Below are 15,877 nucleotides of genomic sequence, written 5' to 3'. Positions count from 1 at the left end.
GGCGAATTTTGTGTTTCAAGGGGCGAGTGCCTTGGCGATGGACGCCAAGGGGCGTTTGTCCGTCCCTACACGCCACCGCGAGGTGCTGCAGGCGCTGTGCGCCGGCCAGCTCACCCTCACCAAGCACCCCGAGGGCTGCCTGATGGTGTTCCCGCGTCCGGCCTGGGAAAACTTCCGTGATCGCATCGCCGCCTTGCCGATGTCGGCCTCGGGCTGGAAGCGTGTGTTCCTGGGCAATGCCCAGGACGTCGAGATCGACAGCGCGGCGCGCATCCTGATCGCGCCCGAGTTGCGCGCCAGTGCCGCGCTGCAGAAGGACGTGATGCTGCTGGGCATGGGCAGCCATTTCGAACTCTGGGACGCGGCCGCCTATGCGGCGCACGAGGCCCAGGTGATGCAGTCCGAACTGCCGGACGCACTCAAGGATTTCAGCTTCTGATGAGCGAGATGACGACGCCTGCCTTCTCGCACACCACCGTGCTGCTGCACGAGACCGTGGACGGGGTGCTGAACGATCCCAACGGCATCTATGTGGACGGCACCTTCGGCCGCGGCGGCCATTCGCGCCTGCTGCTGGAGAAGCTCGGGCCGCAGGGGAGGTTGATCGCGATCGATCGCGACCCCGAGGCCATCGCAGCGGCCACCACCGGCGAGACGCGGGTCACGGACCCGCGTTTTTCTATCTGCCACGCCCCTTTTGCCGACATGCGCGCCCAGCTCGAGGCCCTGGGCATCCAGCGGGTGCACGGCGTGCTGCTGGACCTGGGCGTGTCGAGCCCGCAGATTGACAACCCCGCGCGCGGGTTCAGCTTCCGCTTCGAGGGGCCGCTGGACATGCGCATGGACACCACGCGCGGCGAGAGTGCCGCCGATTTCCTGGCGCGTGCCGATGAGCGCCAAATTGCCGAGGTCATACGCGACTATGGGGAAGAACGGTTTGCTGCACAGATTGCAAAGGCGCTTGTTGCTCGCCGGGAGAGCGGGAGTGCTGTTCGAAGCACTGCCGAGCTTTCCCAAGTCGTGGCTGGTGCAGTCAAAACCCGCGAACCGGGCCAGGACCCTGCAACGCGCACATTTCAAGCGTTACGGATTTACGTCAACGCCGAGCTTGAAGAGCTCGAGCAGGGGCTGAACGCGGCCCTGCAGATGCTGCTGCCCGGCGGGCGCCTCAGCGTGATCAGCTTCCATTCGCTGGAAGACCGCATCGTCAAGACCTTCATCGCCTCGCATAGCAAGGAAGTGGTGGACCGGCGCGCCATGTTCGCCGCACCCAAGGCGCTGGCGCTGACGGCGCTGGGCCGCATCAAGCCCAGCGAGACCGAGGTGCGCGCCAACCCGCGTTCGCGCTCGGCCATCCTGCGCGTGGCCGAACGCACCGATGCGCCGCTCGAGCCCGCACCGGCGCAGGACGCCAAGGCCGCCAGGCGCAAGGGAGCGAAGCGGTGAGCCGCATCAACTTCCTGCTGCTGCTGGCGGTGCTGCTGTCGGGCCTCTACATGGTGCGTAACGCCTATGAGGCGCGCCGCCTGTTCACCGAACTGGACCGCGCCCAGACCGAGGCGCGCCGCCTCGATGCCGATTACCAGCGCCTGCAGGCCGAGCGCCATGCCCAGGCCACCAATCTGCGCGTCGAGCAGGTGGCGCGCGAGCGCCTGCGCATGCGCGCGATCACGCCGGCCATTACGCAAACCGCTACGCAAACCGCGGGCCAGGCGCTGGACGGTGGCACGGCGCGTGCCGCCTCGGCGGCCATCGCCGGAGGCACGCAGTGATGAAGTTCAGGCGCAACTCCGCCGCCGCCAGCGGCGCGCGCGCCCACAACACGCGCAGCGTGAGCTATTCCACCAGCCCGCTGCTGGCCTCCAAGACCCCGCCCTGGCGCTCGCGCTTTCTGGTCGCCCTGGTGGGCCTGGCCTTTGCCGGCCTGCTGGCGCGCGCCGCCTACATCCAGGTGATCGGTGAGGAGTTCTTCCAGCGCCAGGGCGAGGCGCGCTACGCCCATACCGTGGAGCTGCCCGCCAGCCGCGGCCGCATCAACGACCGCAGCGGCCAGGTGCTGGCCAGCAGCGTGGCCGTGCCCTCGATCTGGGCCTTCCCCAAGGAGGTCGACAGCGATCCGGCCAAGCGCCGCGAGCTTGCCAGGATCCTCGGCATCAGCCAGCAGCAACTGGAAAAGCAGCTGGACCCGGCCACGCGCTTCGTGTTCCTGCGCCGCCAGGCCGACGACGACACCGCCGCCCGCATCAAGGCGCTCAATCTCAAGGGCGTGTTCCAGGATCGCGAGTACAAGCGCCAGTATCCCGAGGGCGAGGCGGCCGCCCATGTGGTGGGCTTCACCAATCTGGAAGAGAAGGGCCAGGAGGGCATCGAGCTGGCCTTCCAGAAGGATCTGCAGGGCCGCGATGGCTCGCGCGCCGTGGTGCGCGACCGCCTGGGCCGCGTGGTCGAGGACATGGGCGAGCGCGTGCCGCCCGCCAACGGCCGCGACATCGATCTCTCCATCGACGCCAAGGTGCAGTTCTTCGCCTACCAGCGCGTGCGCGATGCGGTGGCCGAGCACAAGGCCAAGGCCGGCTCGGTGGTGGTGCTGGACGTGCAGACCGGCGAGGTGCTGGCGCTGGCCAACTTCCCCAGCTACAACCCCGGCGAACGCAAGAACCTCAGCGGCGAGCAGCTGCGCAACCGCGCGCTCACCGATGTGTTCGAGCCCGGCTCGACGATGAAGCCGCTGGTGATGGCGCTGGCGCTGGAGACCGGCCGCGTCACGCCCCAGACCCCGATCGACACCGCGCCCGGCCGCATGACGGTGACCGGCTCGGTGATCACCGACGCCCACCCGCATGGCGTGCTCACCGCCGCCGAGGTGATCCAGAAATCCTCCAACGTCGGCATCACCAAGCTGGCCCTGCAGATGCAGGCGCGCGAGATGCACGAGATGTTCACCGCCATCGGCCTGGGCCAGCGTCCGCAGATCAACTTCCCCGGCACGGTGACCGGCAAGCTGCGGCCCTACAAGAGCTGGCGCCCGATCGAGCAGGCCACCATGAGCTATGGCTACGGGCTCTCGGCCTCGCTGCTGCAGCTGGCGCGCGCCTACACCGTGTTCGCGCGCGACGGCGAGGTGATCCCCATTTCGATGATGCACCAGACCGCCAAGGAGCCGGTGCATGGCATCCGCGTGTTCAGCGAGAAGACCGCGACCCAGGTGCGCGAGATGCTGCAGATGGCCGCCGGCCCCGGCGGCACCGCGCCGCAGGCGATGGTGAGCGGCTACAGCGTGGGCGGCAAGTCCGGCACCGCGCACAAGCAGGAAGGCAAGAGCTACGCCGGCCACAAGTACCGCTCCTGGTTTGTCGGCATCGCACCGATCAGCAAGCCGCGCATCGTGGTGGCGGTGATGGTGGACGAGCCCAGCAACGGCGTCTACTACGGCGGCGCGGTGGCCGGCCCGGTGTTCAGCCAGGTGGTGGCGCAGAGCCTGCGCCTGCTGGGCGTGCCGCCCGATCTGGAGGTGAAGCCGCAGATCGTCGCCAGCGGCAAGCTGCAGGCGGTGGAGGAGAGCTTCTGATGGCCCACCCGTCGCGCATCCACAGCCCCCTGCTCGCCACACGCACGCCGCTGTGGCGTTCGCGCTTTCTGCTCGTGCTGGTGGGCCTGGGCTTCACCGGCCTGCTGGCGCGCGCCGCCTATGTCCAGGCGGTGGACCATGCCTTCTTCCAGCAGCAGGGCGAGGCGCGTTATCTGCACAAGCAGGAGCTGCCCGCCAGCCGCGGCCGCCTGATCGACCGCAGCGGCCAGGTGCTGGCCAGCAGCGTGGCCATGCCCTCCTTCTGGGCCATCCCGTCGGAGCTGGACGGCGACGCCGCCCAGCGCGCCGCGCTGGCCCGTGCGCTGGGCATGAGCGACGCGGATCTGCACGCCAAGCTGGACCCCGCGCACCGCTTCGTGTGGTTGCGCCGCATGGTCGACGACGGCATGGCCGAGCAGGTGCGCGCCCTCAAGCTCAAGGGCGTGTTCCAGGAGCGCGAATACCAACGCCGCTATCCCGAGGGCGAGGCGGCCGCCCATGTGGTGGGCTTCACGAATGCCGACGAGCGCGGCCAGGAGGGCCTGGAGCTGGCCTTCGAATCCGCGCTGCAGGGCCGGGACGGCCTGCGCGCCGTGCTGCGCGACCGCCTGGGCCGCGTGGTGGAGGACCAGGGCGCCCATGTCGACGCGGTCAACGGCCAGGACATCGAGCTGGCCATCGACGCCAAGATCCAGTACTACGCCTACCAGCGCCTGCGCGACGCGGTGGCCAAGCATGGCGCCAAGGCGGGCAGCGCGGTGGTGCTGGATGCGCGCAGCGGCGAGGTGCTGGCGCTGGCCAACTACCCCAGCTTCAAGCCGGACGAGCGCAAGCAGCGCGGCGGCGAGCAGCTGCGCAACCGCGCGCTCACCGATGTGTTCGAGCCCGGCTCGACCATGAAGCCCTTCATCGCCGCGCAGGCGATCGAGTCGGGCCGCGTCACGCCCGCCACCCGCATCGTCACCGCGCCCGGTTTCATCACCATGGCCGGCCACCGCATCAGCGATGCGCACCCGGCCGACGTGATGACGGTGGCCGAGGTGATCAAGAACTCCAGCAATATCGGCACCCTCAAGATGGCGCTGCAAATGCCGCCGCGCGAGATGCACGAGCTGTACAGCGCCATCGGCCTGGGCCAGCGCCCGCAGATCCAGTTCCCCGGCGCCGTCACCGGCAGCCTGCGGCCCTACCAGAAGTGGCGGCCGGTCGAGCAGGCCACCATGAGCTATGGCTACGGCCTCTCGGCCTCGCTCTTGCAGCTGGCCCATGCCTACACGGTGTTCGCGCACGACGGCGAGCTGCTGCCGCTGAGCATCCAGAAGCTGCCCGCCGGCGCCCCGGTGCAGGGCCGGCGCGTGTTCTCGCCGCAGACCGCCGAGACGCTGCGCCAGATGCTGCAGAGCGTCACCGAGCCCGGCGGCACCGCGCGCGAGGCCCAGGTGGCCGGCTATGCGGTGGGCGGCAAGTCCGGCACCGCCTACAAGCAGGTCGGCCGCGGCTACGACAAGAGCAAGTACCGCGCCTGGTTCGTGGGCCTGGCGCCGATCCAGCAGCCGCGCATCGTCGTCGCGGTGATGGTGGACGAGCCCAGCATCGCCGGCCATGCCGGCGGCCATGTGGCCGCGCCGGTGTTCAGCGAGCTGGTGGCGCAAAGCCTGCGCCTGATGCATGTGCCGCCCGCCAAGCCCGAACTGCTGGCCTGCGGCCTCGGCAACAAGGACCACAAGACATGCTGACCCGACTCAAATCACCCGAAGCCGCGGCCCGCTGGCTGCAGGAATGGACCACCGGCGCGCTGCGCACCGACAGCCGCGCGGTGGCGGCCGGCGATGCCTTCATCGCCTGGCCTGGCTATGCCAAGGACGGCCGCGGCTATGTGGCCGCTGCCATCGCCGCCGGCGCCGCCACCTGCCTGGTGGAGGAGGAGGGCGTCGACGCCTACGGCTTCACCGATGCGCGCGTGGCCTCGCTGGCCGGGCTGAAGGCCAAGACCGGCCTGATCGCCGCCGCCTACTACGGCGAGCCCAGCAAGCAGCTGGCGGTGATTGCCACCACCGGCACGAATGGCAAGACCTCCACAGCCTGGTGGACGGCCCAGGCCCTGAGCCTGCTGGGCCAGCGCTGCGGCGTGGTGGGCACGCTGGGGGTGGGCGAGCCGCCCATCCCGGGCAGCGCGGGCAGCGGCAAGCCCGCCGACATCAGCTACACCGGCCTGACAACACCTGACCCCGTGCTGCTGCAGGCGGCCTTCAAGCGCATGGCGGGGCAGGGCTATGCGGCCTGCGCGATCGAGGCCTCCTCGATCGGCATCAAGGAGCACCGCCTCGCCGGCACCCAGCTGCGCGTGGCCCTGTTCACCAACTTCACCCAGGACCATCTGGACTACCACGGCAGCATGGACGCCTACTGGGCCGCCAAGCGCGAGCTGTTCGACTGGCCGGGCCTGCAGGCCGCGGTGCTGAACCTCGACGATGCCAAGGGTGCCGAACTGGCCAAGGAGCTGACCGGCAAGCTGGACGTCTGGAGCTATGGCCTGAACCGCAGCGATGCGCGCCTCTCGGCCCATGCGCTGCACTACCGCGCCGCTGGCCTGGCCTTCACCCTGAAGGAAGGGACCGAAGAGCTGCTGGTCGAGACCGGCCTGATCGGCGAGTACAACATCTCCAACCTGCTGTCGGTGATCGGTGGCCTGCGCGCACTCGGTCACGGCCTGGCCGATGTGGCCCGCGTGGCGGCCCTCGTCACCCCCGTGCCCGGCCGCATGCAGCGCGTCGGCAATGGCCGCGAGCTGCCCGAGCTGGTGGTGGACTATGCCCACACGCCCGATGCGCTGCAGAAGGCGCTGGAAGCGCTCGCCCCGCTGGCCGCGGCGCGCGGCGGCCAGCTGCACTGCGTGTTCGGCTGCGGCGGCGACCGCGACCGCAGCAAGCGCCCGCTGATGGGCGCGATCGCCGCCAGGCTGGCCCAGCGCGTCGTCATCACCAGCGACAACCCGCGCGGCGAGGCGCCCGAGCAGGTGCTGGCCGACATCGAGGCGGGCCTGGATGCGGCCGCGCCGCGCCTGGTGCTGGCCGACCGCCGCGAAGCCATCCAGCGCGCGGTGCTGGAGGCCGGCAGCCGCGACGTGCTGCTGGTGGCCGGCAAGGGCCACGAGGACTATCAGGAAATCATGGGCCAGCGCCTGCCCTTCTCCGATGTGGACGAAGGCCGTGCCGCCCTGATCCGGAGGGCCGGACTGTGAGCCACAACAACTTCACGCTCGGCCAGCTGCACGCGCTGCTGCTGCCCGCCGTGCCAGCGGCGCGCCTGCTGGGCGACCCGGAGCTGGCCATCCTGCGCGTGCACAGCGACACGCGCAGCCTGCAGGCGGGCGACTTCTTCGTGGCGCTGCGCGGCGAGCGCTTCGATGCGCACGACTTCCTGGCCCAGGCCAGGGCGGCGGGCGCCGTCGCGGCCCTGGCGGAGCGCGGCCTCGATGCCGATCAGGCCGCCGGCCTGCCCGGCATCGAGGTGCCCGACAGCCTCAAGGCGCTGGGTGCGCTGGCCAGTGCCTGGCGCGCGCAATGCCATCTGCCGGTGATCGCCGTCACCGGCAGCAATGGCAAGACCACCGTGACCCAGATGATTGCGAGCATCCTGCGCGCCTGGCTGGGCACGGCGGCGCTCGCCACCGAGGGCAACTACAACAACGAGATCGGCGTGCCGCTGACGCTTTTGCGCCTGCGCCAGGACCTGGCCCATTGGCACCGCGCCGCGGTGATCGAGCTGGGCATGAACCACCCGGGCGAGATCGCGCCGCTGGCCGCGATGACCCAGCCCACCGTGGCCCTGGTCAACAACGCGCAGCGCGAGCACCAGGAGTTTCTGCAGACGGTGGAGGCGGCGGCGCGCGAGAACGGCGCCGTCATCGAGGCCCTGGGCGCCGCCGGTGTGGCAGTGTTCCCGGCCGAGGACGCCTGCGCACCGATCTGGCATCGGCTCGCCGGCACGCGCGGCCACCTCAGCTTTGCGCTGCAGGGCCAGGCCGATGTGATGGGGCGCGCCGCCTGGGTGGATGCCGGGCATTGGGCGCTGGAGCTGCACACGCCGGCCGGCGATGCGCCGGTGGCGCTCTCGGTGGCCGGTCTGCACAACGTGCGCAACGCCCTGGCGGCGGCCGCCTGCGCGCTGGCCGCCGGTGCGCCGCTGGCCGCGGTGGTGCGCGGCCTGGAAGACTTCCGCCCCGTCAAGGGCCGCTCGCAGCTGCAGCAGCTGGAGCGCCAGGGCCGGCGCCTGACCCTGATCGACGACAGCTACAACGCCAACCCCGACAGCGTGCGCGCCGCCATCGACGTGCTGGCCGATCTGCCGGGCCTGTCCTGGCTGGTGCTGGGCGATATGGGCGAGGTGGGCAACGAGGGCCCGGCCTTCCACGGCGAGGTGGGCGCCTACGCGGCCGAGCGCGGCATCGCGGCGCTGTGGACCGTGGGCGAGGCGGCGGCCGACACGGCGCGCGCCTATGGCGTCGCCGCCAGACATTTCAAGTCAGTGGACGAGTTGGTGGCGGCCCTTGAGCAGGCGCCCCAGGTTCAGAACGTGCTCGTCAAAGGATCGAGATTCATGAAGATGGAACGCGTGGTCGCGGCGCTGCAAAAGGATGGGGGCGCCCATGCTGCTTAGTCTGGCCCAATGGTTGCAAGGCCTGTATCCGGACCTCGGCTTTCTGCGCGTGTTCCAGTACATCACCTTCCGTGCGGTGATGGCGGCGATGACCTCGCTGCTGATCGGCCTGGCCTTCGGCCCCTGGGTGATACGCCGCCTGACCGAAATGAAGATCGGCCAGCCGATCCGCGAATACGGCGTGCAACAACATCTGGCCAAGAGCGGCACGCCCACCATGGGCGGGGTGCTGATCCTGATCGGCATCGGCGTGTCCACGCTCCTGTGGTTCGACTGGAGCAACCGCTTCGTCTGGGTGGTGATGCTGGTGACGATGGGCTTTGGCGCGATCGGCTGGGTGGATGACTGGCGCAAGGTCGTCGACAAGAACCCCGAGGGCATGAGCAGCCGCGAGAAGTTCTTCTGGCAATCGCTGATCGGCCTGGTGGCGGCGCTCTACCTGGCCTTCAGCGTGTCCGAGACCTCCTTCCTGGGCGTGGTGGAGCTGTTCTTCCGCTGGGTCACGAGCGGCTTCTCCACCGAGCTGCCGCCCAAGGCCGACCTGATGCTGCCCTTCTTCAAGACGGTCAGCTACCCGCTGGGCGTGTTCGGCTTCATCGCGCTGTCCTTCTTCGTCATCGTCGGCACCAGCAATGCGGTGAACTTCACCGACGGCCTGGACGGCCTGGCCATCATGCCGGTGGTGATGGTGGGCTCGGCGCTGGGCGTGTTCGCCTACGTCACCGGCTCCTCGGTCTACAGCAAGTACCTGATCTTTCCCTACATCCCCGGCGCCGGCGAGCTGATGATCTTCTGCGCGGCGATGGCGGGGGCAGGTCTTGCCTTCCTCTGGTTCAACACCCATCCGGCCCAGGTCTTCATGGGCGATGTGGGCGCGCTCTCGCTGGGCGGCGCGCTGGGCACGCTGGCGGTCATCACGCGCCAGGAAATCGTGCTGGGCATCATGGGCGGCGTGTTCGTCGCCGAGGTGCTGTCGGTGATGATCCAGGTGAGCTGGTTCAAATACACCAAGAAGAAGACCGGCACCGGTCGGCGCATCTTCAAGATGGCGCCGCTGCACCACCATTTCGAAAAGTCGGGCTGGAAAGAGACCCAGGTGGTGGTGCGCTTCTGGATCATCACCATGCTGCTGTGCCTGATCGGCCTGGCCAGCCTGAAGCTGCGCTGAGGATGGCACGATGAAGCAGCTGATGGGACTCAAGGTGCTGGTGCTGGGGCTGGGCGACTCCGGCCTGGCCATGGCCGCCTGGGCCCTGCGCTACGGCGCCACGGCCGCGGTGTGGGACTCGCGCGCGCAGCCGCCGCAACTGGCGACGCTGCGCGAGCAGCTGCCGGCCGTCGAGTTCTTCCACGGCGAGCTGCCGGAGTCGGCGCTGGCGGGTGTGCAACTGGTGCTGAAGAGCCCGGGCCTGTCGCCGCTGGATGCGCGCCTGCAGCCGCTCTTGAACCTGGCACGCGCCACCGGCATCCCGGTGCAGGGCGAGCTGGACCTGTTTGCCCGCGCCCTCGCCGATCTCAAGGCCGAGCGCCGTTACGCGCCCGCGGTGCTGGCCATCACCGGCACCAATGGCAAGACCACCACCACCTGCATGACGGCCTTGCTGGCCGAGCGCGCCGGCAAGCGCGTGGCGGTGGCCGGCAATATCGGCCCCAGCATGCTGACCACGCTGGCGCAGGCGCTGGACCTGGAACCGGCCGAGTTGCCTGCAGAGCTGGTGGAGGCGCCCGTAGAGGCGCAAGACCTGACCCCGGTGGCCGATGAAACCCCGGAGGCTCAGCCCGAGCCCATAGTGGAGTTGTCCACCCTGGACGAGGTGGATGCGCTGCTGGACGAGCAGCCCCTGCCGATCAAGCCGCCGCCGCCCAAGGGTCCGGTGTTCGAGCACCTGCCCGAGGTCTGGGTGCTGGAGCTCTCCAGCTTCCAGCTCGACAGCGTGCAGGGCTTCGAGCCCACCGCCGCGGCGGTGCTCAACATCACCCAGGACCATCTCGACTGGCATGGCGACATGGCCGCCTATGCGCGCGCCAAGGCGCGTGTCTTTGGCGAGCACACGCTGATGGTGATCAACCGCGATGACGCCCTGGTGGAGGCGATGGTGCCGGCGCCGGTGCTGGTCAAGCAAGGGCGCGGCCGCGCCGCCAAGCTGCAGTCGCGCACCGTGCTGCGCTTCGGCCTGAACGCGCCCGATCATCCGGGCGACTATGGCCTGGTCAGCGAGGGCGGCATGGCCTGGCTGGTGCGCGCGCGCGAGGTCGACGAGACCCTCAAGCGCCGCAAGGATGAGGACGCGGAGGAGATCATCCTGCAGCGCCTGATGCCCGCCGACGCGCTGCGCGTGCGCGGCCGCCACAACGCCGCCAATGCGCTGGCGGCCCTGGCCCTGGCCAGCGCGGCCGGCTGCGAGCTGGCGCCGATGCTGCATGGCTTGCGCGACTACCGCGGCGAGCCGCACCGCGTCGAGTACGTGGCCAGCATCCGCGGCGTGGATTTCTATGACGATTCCAAGGGCACCAATGTCGGCGCCACGGTGGCGGCCATCAACGGCCTGGGCGCCGACCGCGCACCCGCCAAGCTGGTGCTGATCCTGGGCGGCGACGGCAAGGGCCAGGATTTTTCCCCGCTGCGCGAGGGCGTGGCGCGCCATGGACGCGCGGTGGCCCTGATCGGCCGCGACGCGGCGCAGATCGAGGCTGCCTTGCAAGACAGCCAGCTACCGATGCAGCGCCACGCCACGCTGGAGGCCGCCACCAGCTGGTGCCTGCAGCAGGCGCACAGCGGCGACAGCGTGCTGCTGAGCCCGGCCTGCGCCAGCCTGGACATGTTCCGCAACTACGGCCACCGTGCCGAGGTGTTCGTGGCCCAGGTGCATGAGCTGGCCAACGACGGGGGGCTCAGCTGATGAGCGAGACCCTGGGCCTGAAGAACCTGGCGGAGCGCCTGCGCGGCCTGTTCGCCAAGAGCGAGGCGAGTGCCGCCGATGTGCCGGTGCGCGACTGGGTGTCGACCTCGGCCGGCCAGCCCACCCGCATCCAGGGCTTTGACGTCACCCTGGTGTGGGTGGTGCTGGCGCTGATGGCCCTGGGCCTGCTGATGGTCTATTCGGCCTCGATCGCGATGCCGGACAACCCGCGCTTCGCCAAATACCTGCCGACGCATTTCCTCACCCGCCATATGGTGGCGATCGGCTTCGGCCTGGTGGCCGCGCTGATCACCGTGCAGGTGCCGGTGGCGAGCTGGGAGCGCTGGGCGCCCTGGATCTTCGTGATCTCGCTGGTGATGCTGATCGCGGTGCTGATCCCCGGCCTGGGCAAGGTGGTCTATGGCGCGCGGCGCTGGATCCCGCTGGGCGTGATGAACTTCCAGCCCTCCGAGCTCACCAAGCTGGCGATCGCGATGTACGCGGCCAGCTATATGGTGCGCAAGATGGATGTGAAGGAGAACTTCTTCCAGGCCGTCTGGCCCATGGTGGTGGCGCTGGGCGTGGTGGGGGTGCTCTTGCTGGCCGAGCCGGACATGGGCGCCTTCATGGTGATCGCGGCGATCGCGATGGGCATCCTGTTCCTGGGCGGCGTGAACGGCCGCATGTTCTTCCTCATCGTGGCGGTGCTGGTGGGGGCCTTCGTGCTGATGATCACCTTCAGCGAATTCCGCCGCGAACGCATCTTTGCCTACCTCAACCCCTGGGACGAGAAGTACGCGCAGGGCAAGGCCTACCAGCTGACGCATTCGCTGATCGCCTTCGGCCGCGGCGAGTTCTTCGGCCAGGGCCTGGGCTCCAGCCTGGAGAAGCTGCATTACCTGCCCGAGGCGCATACCGACTTCCTGCTGGCGGTGATCGGCGAGGAGCTGGGCTTCGTGGGCGTGGCCCTGGTCATCATCGGTTTCTTCTGGCTCTCGCGCCGGCTCTTTCACATCGGCCGCCAGGCGATCGCGCTGGACCGCGTGTTCGCCGGCCTCTATGCCCAGGGCATCGGCATCTGGATGGCGGCCCAGGGCTTCATCAATATGGGCGTGAACCTGGGCGCGCTGCCCACCAAGGGCCTGACGCTGCCGCTCTTGAGCTTTGGCGGCTCGGCGATCCTGATGAACTGTGTGTCGATCGCCATCGTGCTGCGCATCGACATCGAGAACAGACAGCTGATGCGCGGAGGCCGGGCATGAGCACGCGCCACCTCGTCATCATGGCGGCCGGCACCGGCGGCCACATCATCCCGGGCCTGGCGGTGGCCGAGGAGATGAAGCGCCGCGGCTGGAGCGTGAGCTGGATGGGCACCGAGACCGGCATGGAGAACAAGCTGGTGCCGGCCGCCGGCCTGCCGCTGGACCGCCTGGCCTTCGCCGGCATGCGCGGCAAGGGCTTCGCGCATGCCCTCACGGGCCTGTTCAAGTTCGCGCGCGCCTTTGTGCAGGCGCGCACCGTGTTCGGCACGCGCAGCGCCGACGCGGTGCTGGGCATGGGCGGCTATGTCTGCCTGCCCGGCGGCCTGATGGCCTGGCTGATGCGCAAGCCGCTGATGCTGGTGAATGCCGACGCGGCCATGCTGCTCTCCAACCGCGGGCTCAAGGCCTTTGCGCGCCGCATCGCCTTCGGTTTTGACGGCGCCGCCGCGGCCTCCACGCCCAAGGCGGTGGTCACCGGCAATCCGGTGCGCGCCGAGATCGAGGCGATCGCCGATCCGGCCCAGCGCTTTGCCGGCCGCACCGGCCCCTTGCGCGTGCTGGTGGTGGGCGGCTCGCTGGGCGCGCGCGCCATCAACGAGGTGCTGCCCAAGGCGCTGGCACTGTGGCCCGCCGAGCAACGCCCCAGCGTCACGCACCAGACCGGCGCCGCCAATTTCTCCAGCGTGCAGGCGGCCTACCAGGCCGCTGGCATTGCCTTGGATGAAAGGGCGGAGCTGCTGCCCTTCATCGACGACATGGCCACGCGGCTGGCGGACTGCGACCTCATCATCGGCCGCGCCGGCGCGGTCACGGTGAGCGAACTCTGCGCCGCCGGCGTGCCGGCGCTGCTGGTGCCGCTGGTGGTGTCGACCACCTCGCACCAGCGCGACAACGCCCGCTTCATGGCCCAGCACGAGGCGGCCCTGCATCTGCCGCAGCAGGAGCTGACGCCGGCCAAGCTGCATGAATTGCTGAGCGGCCTGAGCCGCGAGGGCTTGCTGGCGATGGCGCAGCGCGCGCGCGCGCTGGCCCGCCCGCGTGCGGCCTCGCGTGTGGCCGACGAACTCGAATCCCTGGTGAAGCCCTCATGAAGCACGCCGTCAAGCACATTCACTTCGTGGGCATCGGTGGCGCCGGTATGAGCGGCATTGCCGAGATCCTGCACAACCTCGGCTACACCGTGTCGGGCTCGGACCAGAGCGCGAGCGCCACCACGCAGCGCCTGGCACAGCTGGGCCTGCAGATCCATATCGGCCATGCCGCCGCGCATATCGCCGGCGCACAGGCGGTGGTGACCTCCACCGCGGTGAAGGCCGACAACCCCGAGGTGATCGCCGCGCGCGCCGCGCGCATCCCGGTGGTACAGCGCGCCGTCATGCTGGCCGAACTGATGCGGCTGAAGCAGGGCATCGCGATCGCCGGCACGCATGGCAAGACGACCACCACCTCGCTGGTCACCACGGTGCTGGCCGAGGCCGGCGTGGACCCCACCTTCGTGATCGGCGGCAAGCTCAACAGCGCCGGCGCCAACTCGGCGCTGGGCCAGGGCGACTACATCGTGGTGGAGGCGGACGAGTCCGACGCCTCCTTCCTGAACCTGCTGCCGGTGCTGGCCGTCGTCACCAATATCGACGCCGACCACATGGACACCTATGGCCATGACCTCGGCCGCCTGAAGCAGGCCTTTGTCGACTTCCTGCACCGCATGCCCTTCTATGGCGCGGCGGTGCTGTGCGGCGACGACGAGGGCGTGCGCTCCATCATGCCGATGGTCTCGCGGCCTATCGTCAGCTACGGCCTGGGCGAGCACAACCAGGTGCGCGCGGTGAATGTGCAGGCCCTGGCCGGTGGGCAGATGCGCTTCACGGTGCTGCGCCGGGATGAGAAGGGGGAGATGCCGGCGCTGGACGTCACCCTGAACCTGGCCGGCCAGCACAATGTGCTGAACGCGCTGGCCGCGATCGCGGTGGCCACCGAGCTGGAGCTGCCGGATGCGGCGATGCTGACGGCGCTGGCCAAGTTCGGCGGCGTGGGCCGGCGCTTCCAGCGTTATGGAGAGCTGCCCGCCGCCGATGGCGGCCGTTTCAGCCTGATCGACGACTACGGCCACCACCCGGTGGAGATGGCGGCGGTGCTCTCGGCCGCGCGCGGTGCCTTCCCCGGTCAGCGCCTGCTGCTGGCCTTCCAGCCGCACCGCTACACCCGCACGCGCGACTGCTTTGCGGACTTCGTGCGCGTGATGGGCGGTTTTGATGCGGTGCTGCTGACCGAGGTGTATGCGGCCGGCGAGGCGCCGATTCAAGGCGCAGACGCAGCGGCATTGCAGGCTGCGCTGCCGCTGGCGACCTTGGTTCCAGACATCGCGGCGCTGCCGCAAGCAATTGCCGACGCTACCCGCGACGGCGATGTGGTGATCGTGATGGGGGCGGGCACGATCGGGTCCGTGCCGGCACGCACGGTTGAACTGTTGACCACGAAGGAGGTCCGGCCATGAGCTTGGATCTGAATATCGACCCCAAGGCGCTCGGCAAGGTGGCCGTGCTGACGGGCGGCGAATCCGCGGAGCGCGAGGTCTCGCTGATGTCGGGCGCGGGCGTGCTGCAGGCGCTGCGCTCGCAGGGCGTGGATGCCCACGCCTTCGACCCCGCCGAGCGCGGCCTGCACGAACTCAAGAGCGAAGGCTTTGCGCGCGTCTTCATTGCGCTGCATGGCCGCCATGGCGAAGACGGCACGGTGCAGGGCGCCTTGGAGTTGCTGGGCATTCCCTACACCGGCTCGGGCGTGATGGCCTCCAGCATCGCGGTGGACAAGATCACCACCAAGCGTCTGTGGATCGCCGACGGCCTGCCGACGCCGCGCTACCTGAAGCTGCGCCGCGATGAGCTGAGCCGCGAGCGCGTGCGCAGCGTGCCCGACGAGCTGGGCCTGCCGGTGTTCGTGAAGCCGCCGCACGAGGGTTCGTCGATCGGCATCTCCAAGGCGGTGGGCTACTCGGACATGATGGATGCGGTGCAGCTCGCCGCCCAGTACGACGACGAGATCCTCTGCGAGGAATGCATCGAGGGCTGGGAGCTGACCTGCCCGGTGCTGGGTGAGGGCGATACCGCCGTGGCGCTGCCGGTGATACGCATCGAGGCGGTGGCCGGCAACTACGACTACCAGAACAAGTACTTCACCGACACCACCCAGTACCACATCGGCACCCTGCCGGCCGAGCAGGAGGCCGCCATCCGCGCCACCGTGCTGGCGGCTTACCGCTCGCTGGGCTGCCGCGGCTGGGGCCGCGCCGATCTGATGCTGCGCAAGAGCGATGGCCAGGTGTTCCTGCTGGAGATGAACACCTCGCCCGGCATGACCTCGCACTCGCTGGTGCCGATGTCGGCCAAGGCCGCCGGCATCAGCTACGAGCAGCTGTGCCTGTGGCTGCTGGCCCAGGCGCGCCTGGACGGCCGGGTGCCCGACATTCACGGCAGCAAGACCTGACCCTC

General features: G+C 69.5%; 13 protein-coding genes. All 13 read left to right on the top strand.

All coding sequences use genetic code 11. The features are described 5' to 3' along the window. Window positions 1-10 precede the first annotated feature (10 nt). From mraZ to AC3WQY_RS19800, 13 genes are read left to right on the top strand one after another with little or no spacing between them, the layout of a single operon-like run. The gene (gene mraZ, locus AC3WQY_RS19860; RefSeq protein ID WP_285233489.1) at window positions 11-439 is read left to right on the top strand and encodes a division/cell wall cluster transcriptional repressor MraZ; all 429 of its coding nucleotides are present in this window, start codon (window positions 11-13) and stop codon (window positions 437-439) included. A gap of 8 nt (window positions 440-447) precedes the next feature. Beyond that, window positions 448-1,446: a 16S rRNA (cytosine(1402)-N(4))-methyltransferase RsmH gene (gene rsmH / locus AC3WQY_RS19855; RefSeq protein ID WP_492710286.1), complete on the top strand. Its 999-nt coding sequence runs from the start codon at window positions 448-450 to the stop codon at window positions 1,444-1,446. Continuing rightward, the gene (gene ftsL / locus AC3WQY_RS19850; RefSeq protein ID WP_492710271.1) at window positions 1,443-1,772 is read left to right on the top strand and encodes a cell division protein FtsL; all 330 of its coding nucleotides are present in this window, start codon (window positions 1,443-1,445) and stop codon (window positions 1,770-1,772) included. The genes rsmH and ftsL overlap by 4 nt, the downstream gene beginning before the upstream one ends. Then, window positions 1,772-3,568 (top strand): peptidoglycan D,D-transpeptidase FtsI family protein, encoded by a 1,797-nt coding sequence (locus AC3WQY_RS19845; RefSeq protein ID WP_492710285.1) that lies wholly within the window; start codon window positions 1,772-1,774, stop codon window positions 3,566-3,568. Before ftsL ends, AC3WQY_RS19845 begins: the two co-directional genes overlap by 1 nt. Further along, window positions 3,568-5,304 (top strand): peptidoglycan D,D-transpeptidase FtsI family protein, encoded by a 1,737-nt coding sequence (locus AC3WQY_RS19840; RefSeq protein WP_492710270.1) that lies wholly within the window; start codon window positions 3,568-3,570, stop codon window positions 5,302-5,304. The genes AC3WQY_RS19845 and AC3WQY_RS19840 overlap by 1 nt, the downstream gene beginning before the upstream one ends. Beyond that, entirely contained in the window at window positions 5,298-6,809 is a 1,512-nt protein-coding gene (locus AC3WQY_RS19835) for a UDP-N-acetylmuramoyl-L-alanyl-D-glutamate--2,6-diaminopimelate ligase (RefSeq protein WP_285233486.1), read from the top strand. Before AC3WQY_RS19840 ends, AC3WQY_RS19835 begins: the two co-directional genes overlap by 7 nt. Next, window positions 6,806-8,227 carry a UDP-N-acetylmuramoyl-tripeptide--D-alanyl-D-alanine ligase gene (locus tag AC3WQY_RS19830; protein ID WP_285233485.1) on the top strand — a complete coding sequence of 474 codons (1,422 nt, stop codon included), beginning with the start codon at window positions 6,806-6,808 and terminating at the stop codon, window positions 8,225-8,227. The genes AC3WQY_RS19835 and AC3WQY_RS19830 overlap by 4 nt, the downstream gene beginning before the upstream one ends. After that, complete coding sequence (gene mraY, locus AC3WQY_RS19825; protein WP_285233484.1) at window positions 8,217-9,395, top strand: phospho-N-acetylmuramoyl-pentapeptide-transferase; 1,179 nt, start codon at window positions 8,217-8,219, stop codon at window positions 9,393-9,395. Before AC3WQY_RS19830 ends, mraY begins: the two co-directional genes overlap by 11 nt. A gap of 10 nt (window positions 9,396-9,405) precedes the next feature. Then, window positions 9,406-11,127 (top strand): UDP-N-acetylmuramoyl-L-alanine--D-glutamate ligase, encoded by a 1,722-nt coding sequence (murD, locus tag AC3WQY_RS19820; protein WP_492710269.1) that lies wholly within the window; start codon window positions 9,406-9,408, stop codon window positions 11,125-11,127. After that, window positions 11,127-12,389, top strand: coding sequence for a putative lipid II flippase FtsW (gene ftsW / locus AC3WQY_RS19815; RefSeq protein ID WP_285233482.1), 1,263 nt, complete (start codon window positions 11,127-11,129; stop codon window positions 12,387-12,389). Before murD ends, ftsW begins: the two co-directional genes overlap by 1 nt. Beyond that, entirely contained in the window at window positions 12,386-13,480 is a 1,095-nt protein-coding gene (gene murG, locus AC3WQY_RS19810) for an undecaprenyldiphospho-muramoylpentapeptide beta-N-acetylglucosaminyltransferase (protein WP_285233481.1), read from the top strand. The genes ftsW and murG overlap by 4 nt, the downstream gene beginning before the upstream one ends. Continuing rightward, the gene (murC, locus tag AC3WQY_RS19805) at window positions 13,477-14,883 is read left to right on the top strand and encodes a UDP-N-acetylmuramate--L-alanine ligase (protein ID WP_285233480.1); all 1,407 of its coding nucleotides are present in this window, start codon (window positions 13,477-13,479) and stop codon (window positions 14,881-14,883) included. Before murG ends, murC begins: the two co-directional genes overlap by 4 nt. Then, window positions 14,880-15,872: a D-alanine--D-alanine ligase gene (locus AC3WQY_RS19800; protein ID WP_492710268.1), complete on the top strand. Its 993-nt coding sequence runs from the start codon at window positions 14,880-14,882 to the stop codon at window positions 15,870-15,872. The genes murC and AC3WQY_RS19800 overlap by 4 nt, the downstream gene beginning before the upstream one ends. Window positions 15,873-15,877 lie beyond the last annotated feature (5 nt).

The sequence above is a fragment of the Roseateles sp. FW301-B2 genome (assembly GCF_058788955.1).
The sequence above is the reverse complement of the archived record's forward strand: the minus strand, read 5'-3'. Positions and strand labels throughout refer to the sequence as shown.

Bases quoted from the DNA above. Each gene is read 5' to 3' on its own strand.
- murD (WP_492710269.1), top strand. From the start codon at position 9,406: ATGAAGCAGCTGATGGGACTCAAGGTGCTGGTGCTGGGGCTGGGCGAC.
- AC3WQY_RS19845 (WP_492710285.1), top strand. From the start codon at position 1,772: ATGAAGTTCAGGCGCAACTCCGCCGCCGCCAGCGGCGCGCGCGCCCAC.
- AC3WQY_RS19835 (WP_285233486.1), top strand. From the start codon at position 5,298: ATGCTGACCCGACTCAAATCACCCGAAGCCGCGGCCCGCTGGCTGCAG.
- murC (WP_285233480.1), top strand. From the start codon at position 13,477: ATGAAGCACGCCGTCAAGCACATTCACTTCGTGGGCATCGGTGGCGCC.
- rsmH (WP_492710286.1), top strand. From the start codon at position 448: ATGACGACGCCTGCCTTCTCGCACACCACCGTGCTGCTGCACGAGACC.
- mraY (WP_285233484.1), top strand. From the start codon at position 8,217: ATGCTGCTTAGTCTGGCCCAATGGTTGCAAGGCCTGTATCCGGACCTC.
- AC3WQY_RS19840 (WP_492710270.1), top strand. From the start codon at position 3,568: ATGGCCCACCCGTCGCGCATCCACAGCCCCCTGCTCGCCACACGCACG.
- murG (WP_285233481.1), top strand. From the start codon at position 12,386: ATGAGCACGCGCCACCTCGTCATCATGGCGGCCGGCACCGGCGGCCAC.
- AC3WQY_RS19800 (WP_492710268.1), top strand. From the start codon at position 14,880: ATGAGCTTGGATCTGAATATCGACCCCAAGGCGCTCGGCAAGGTGGCC.
- ftsW (WP_285233482.1), top strand. From the start codon at position 11,127: ATGAGCGAGACCCTGGGCCTGAAGAACCTGGCGGAGCGCCTGCGCGGC.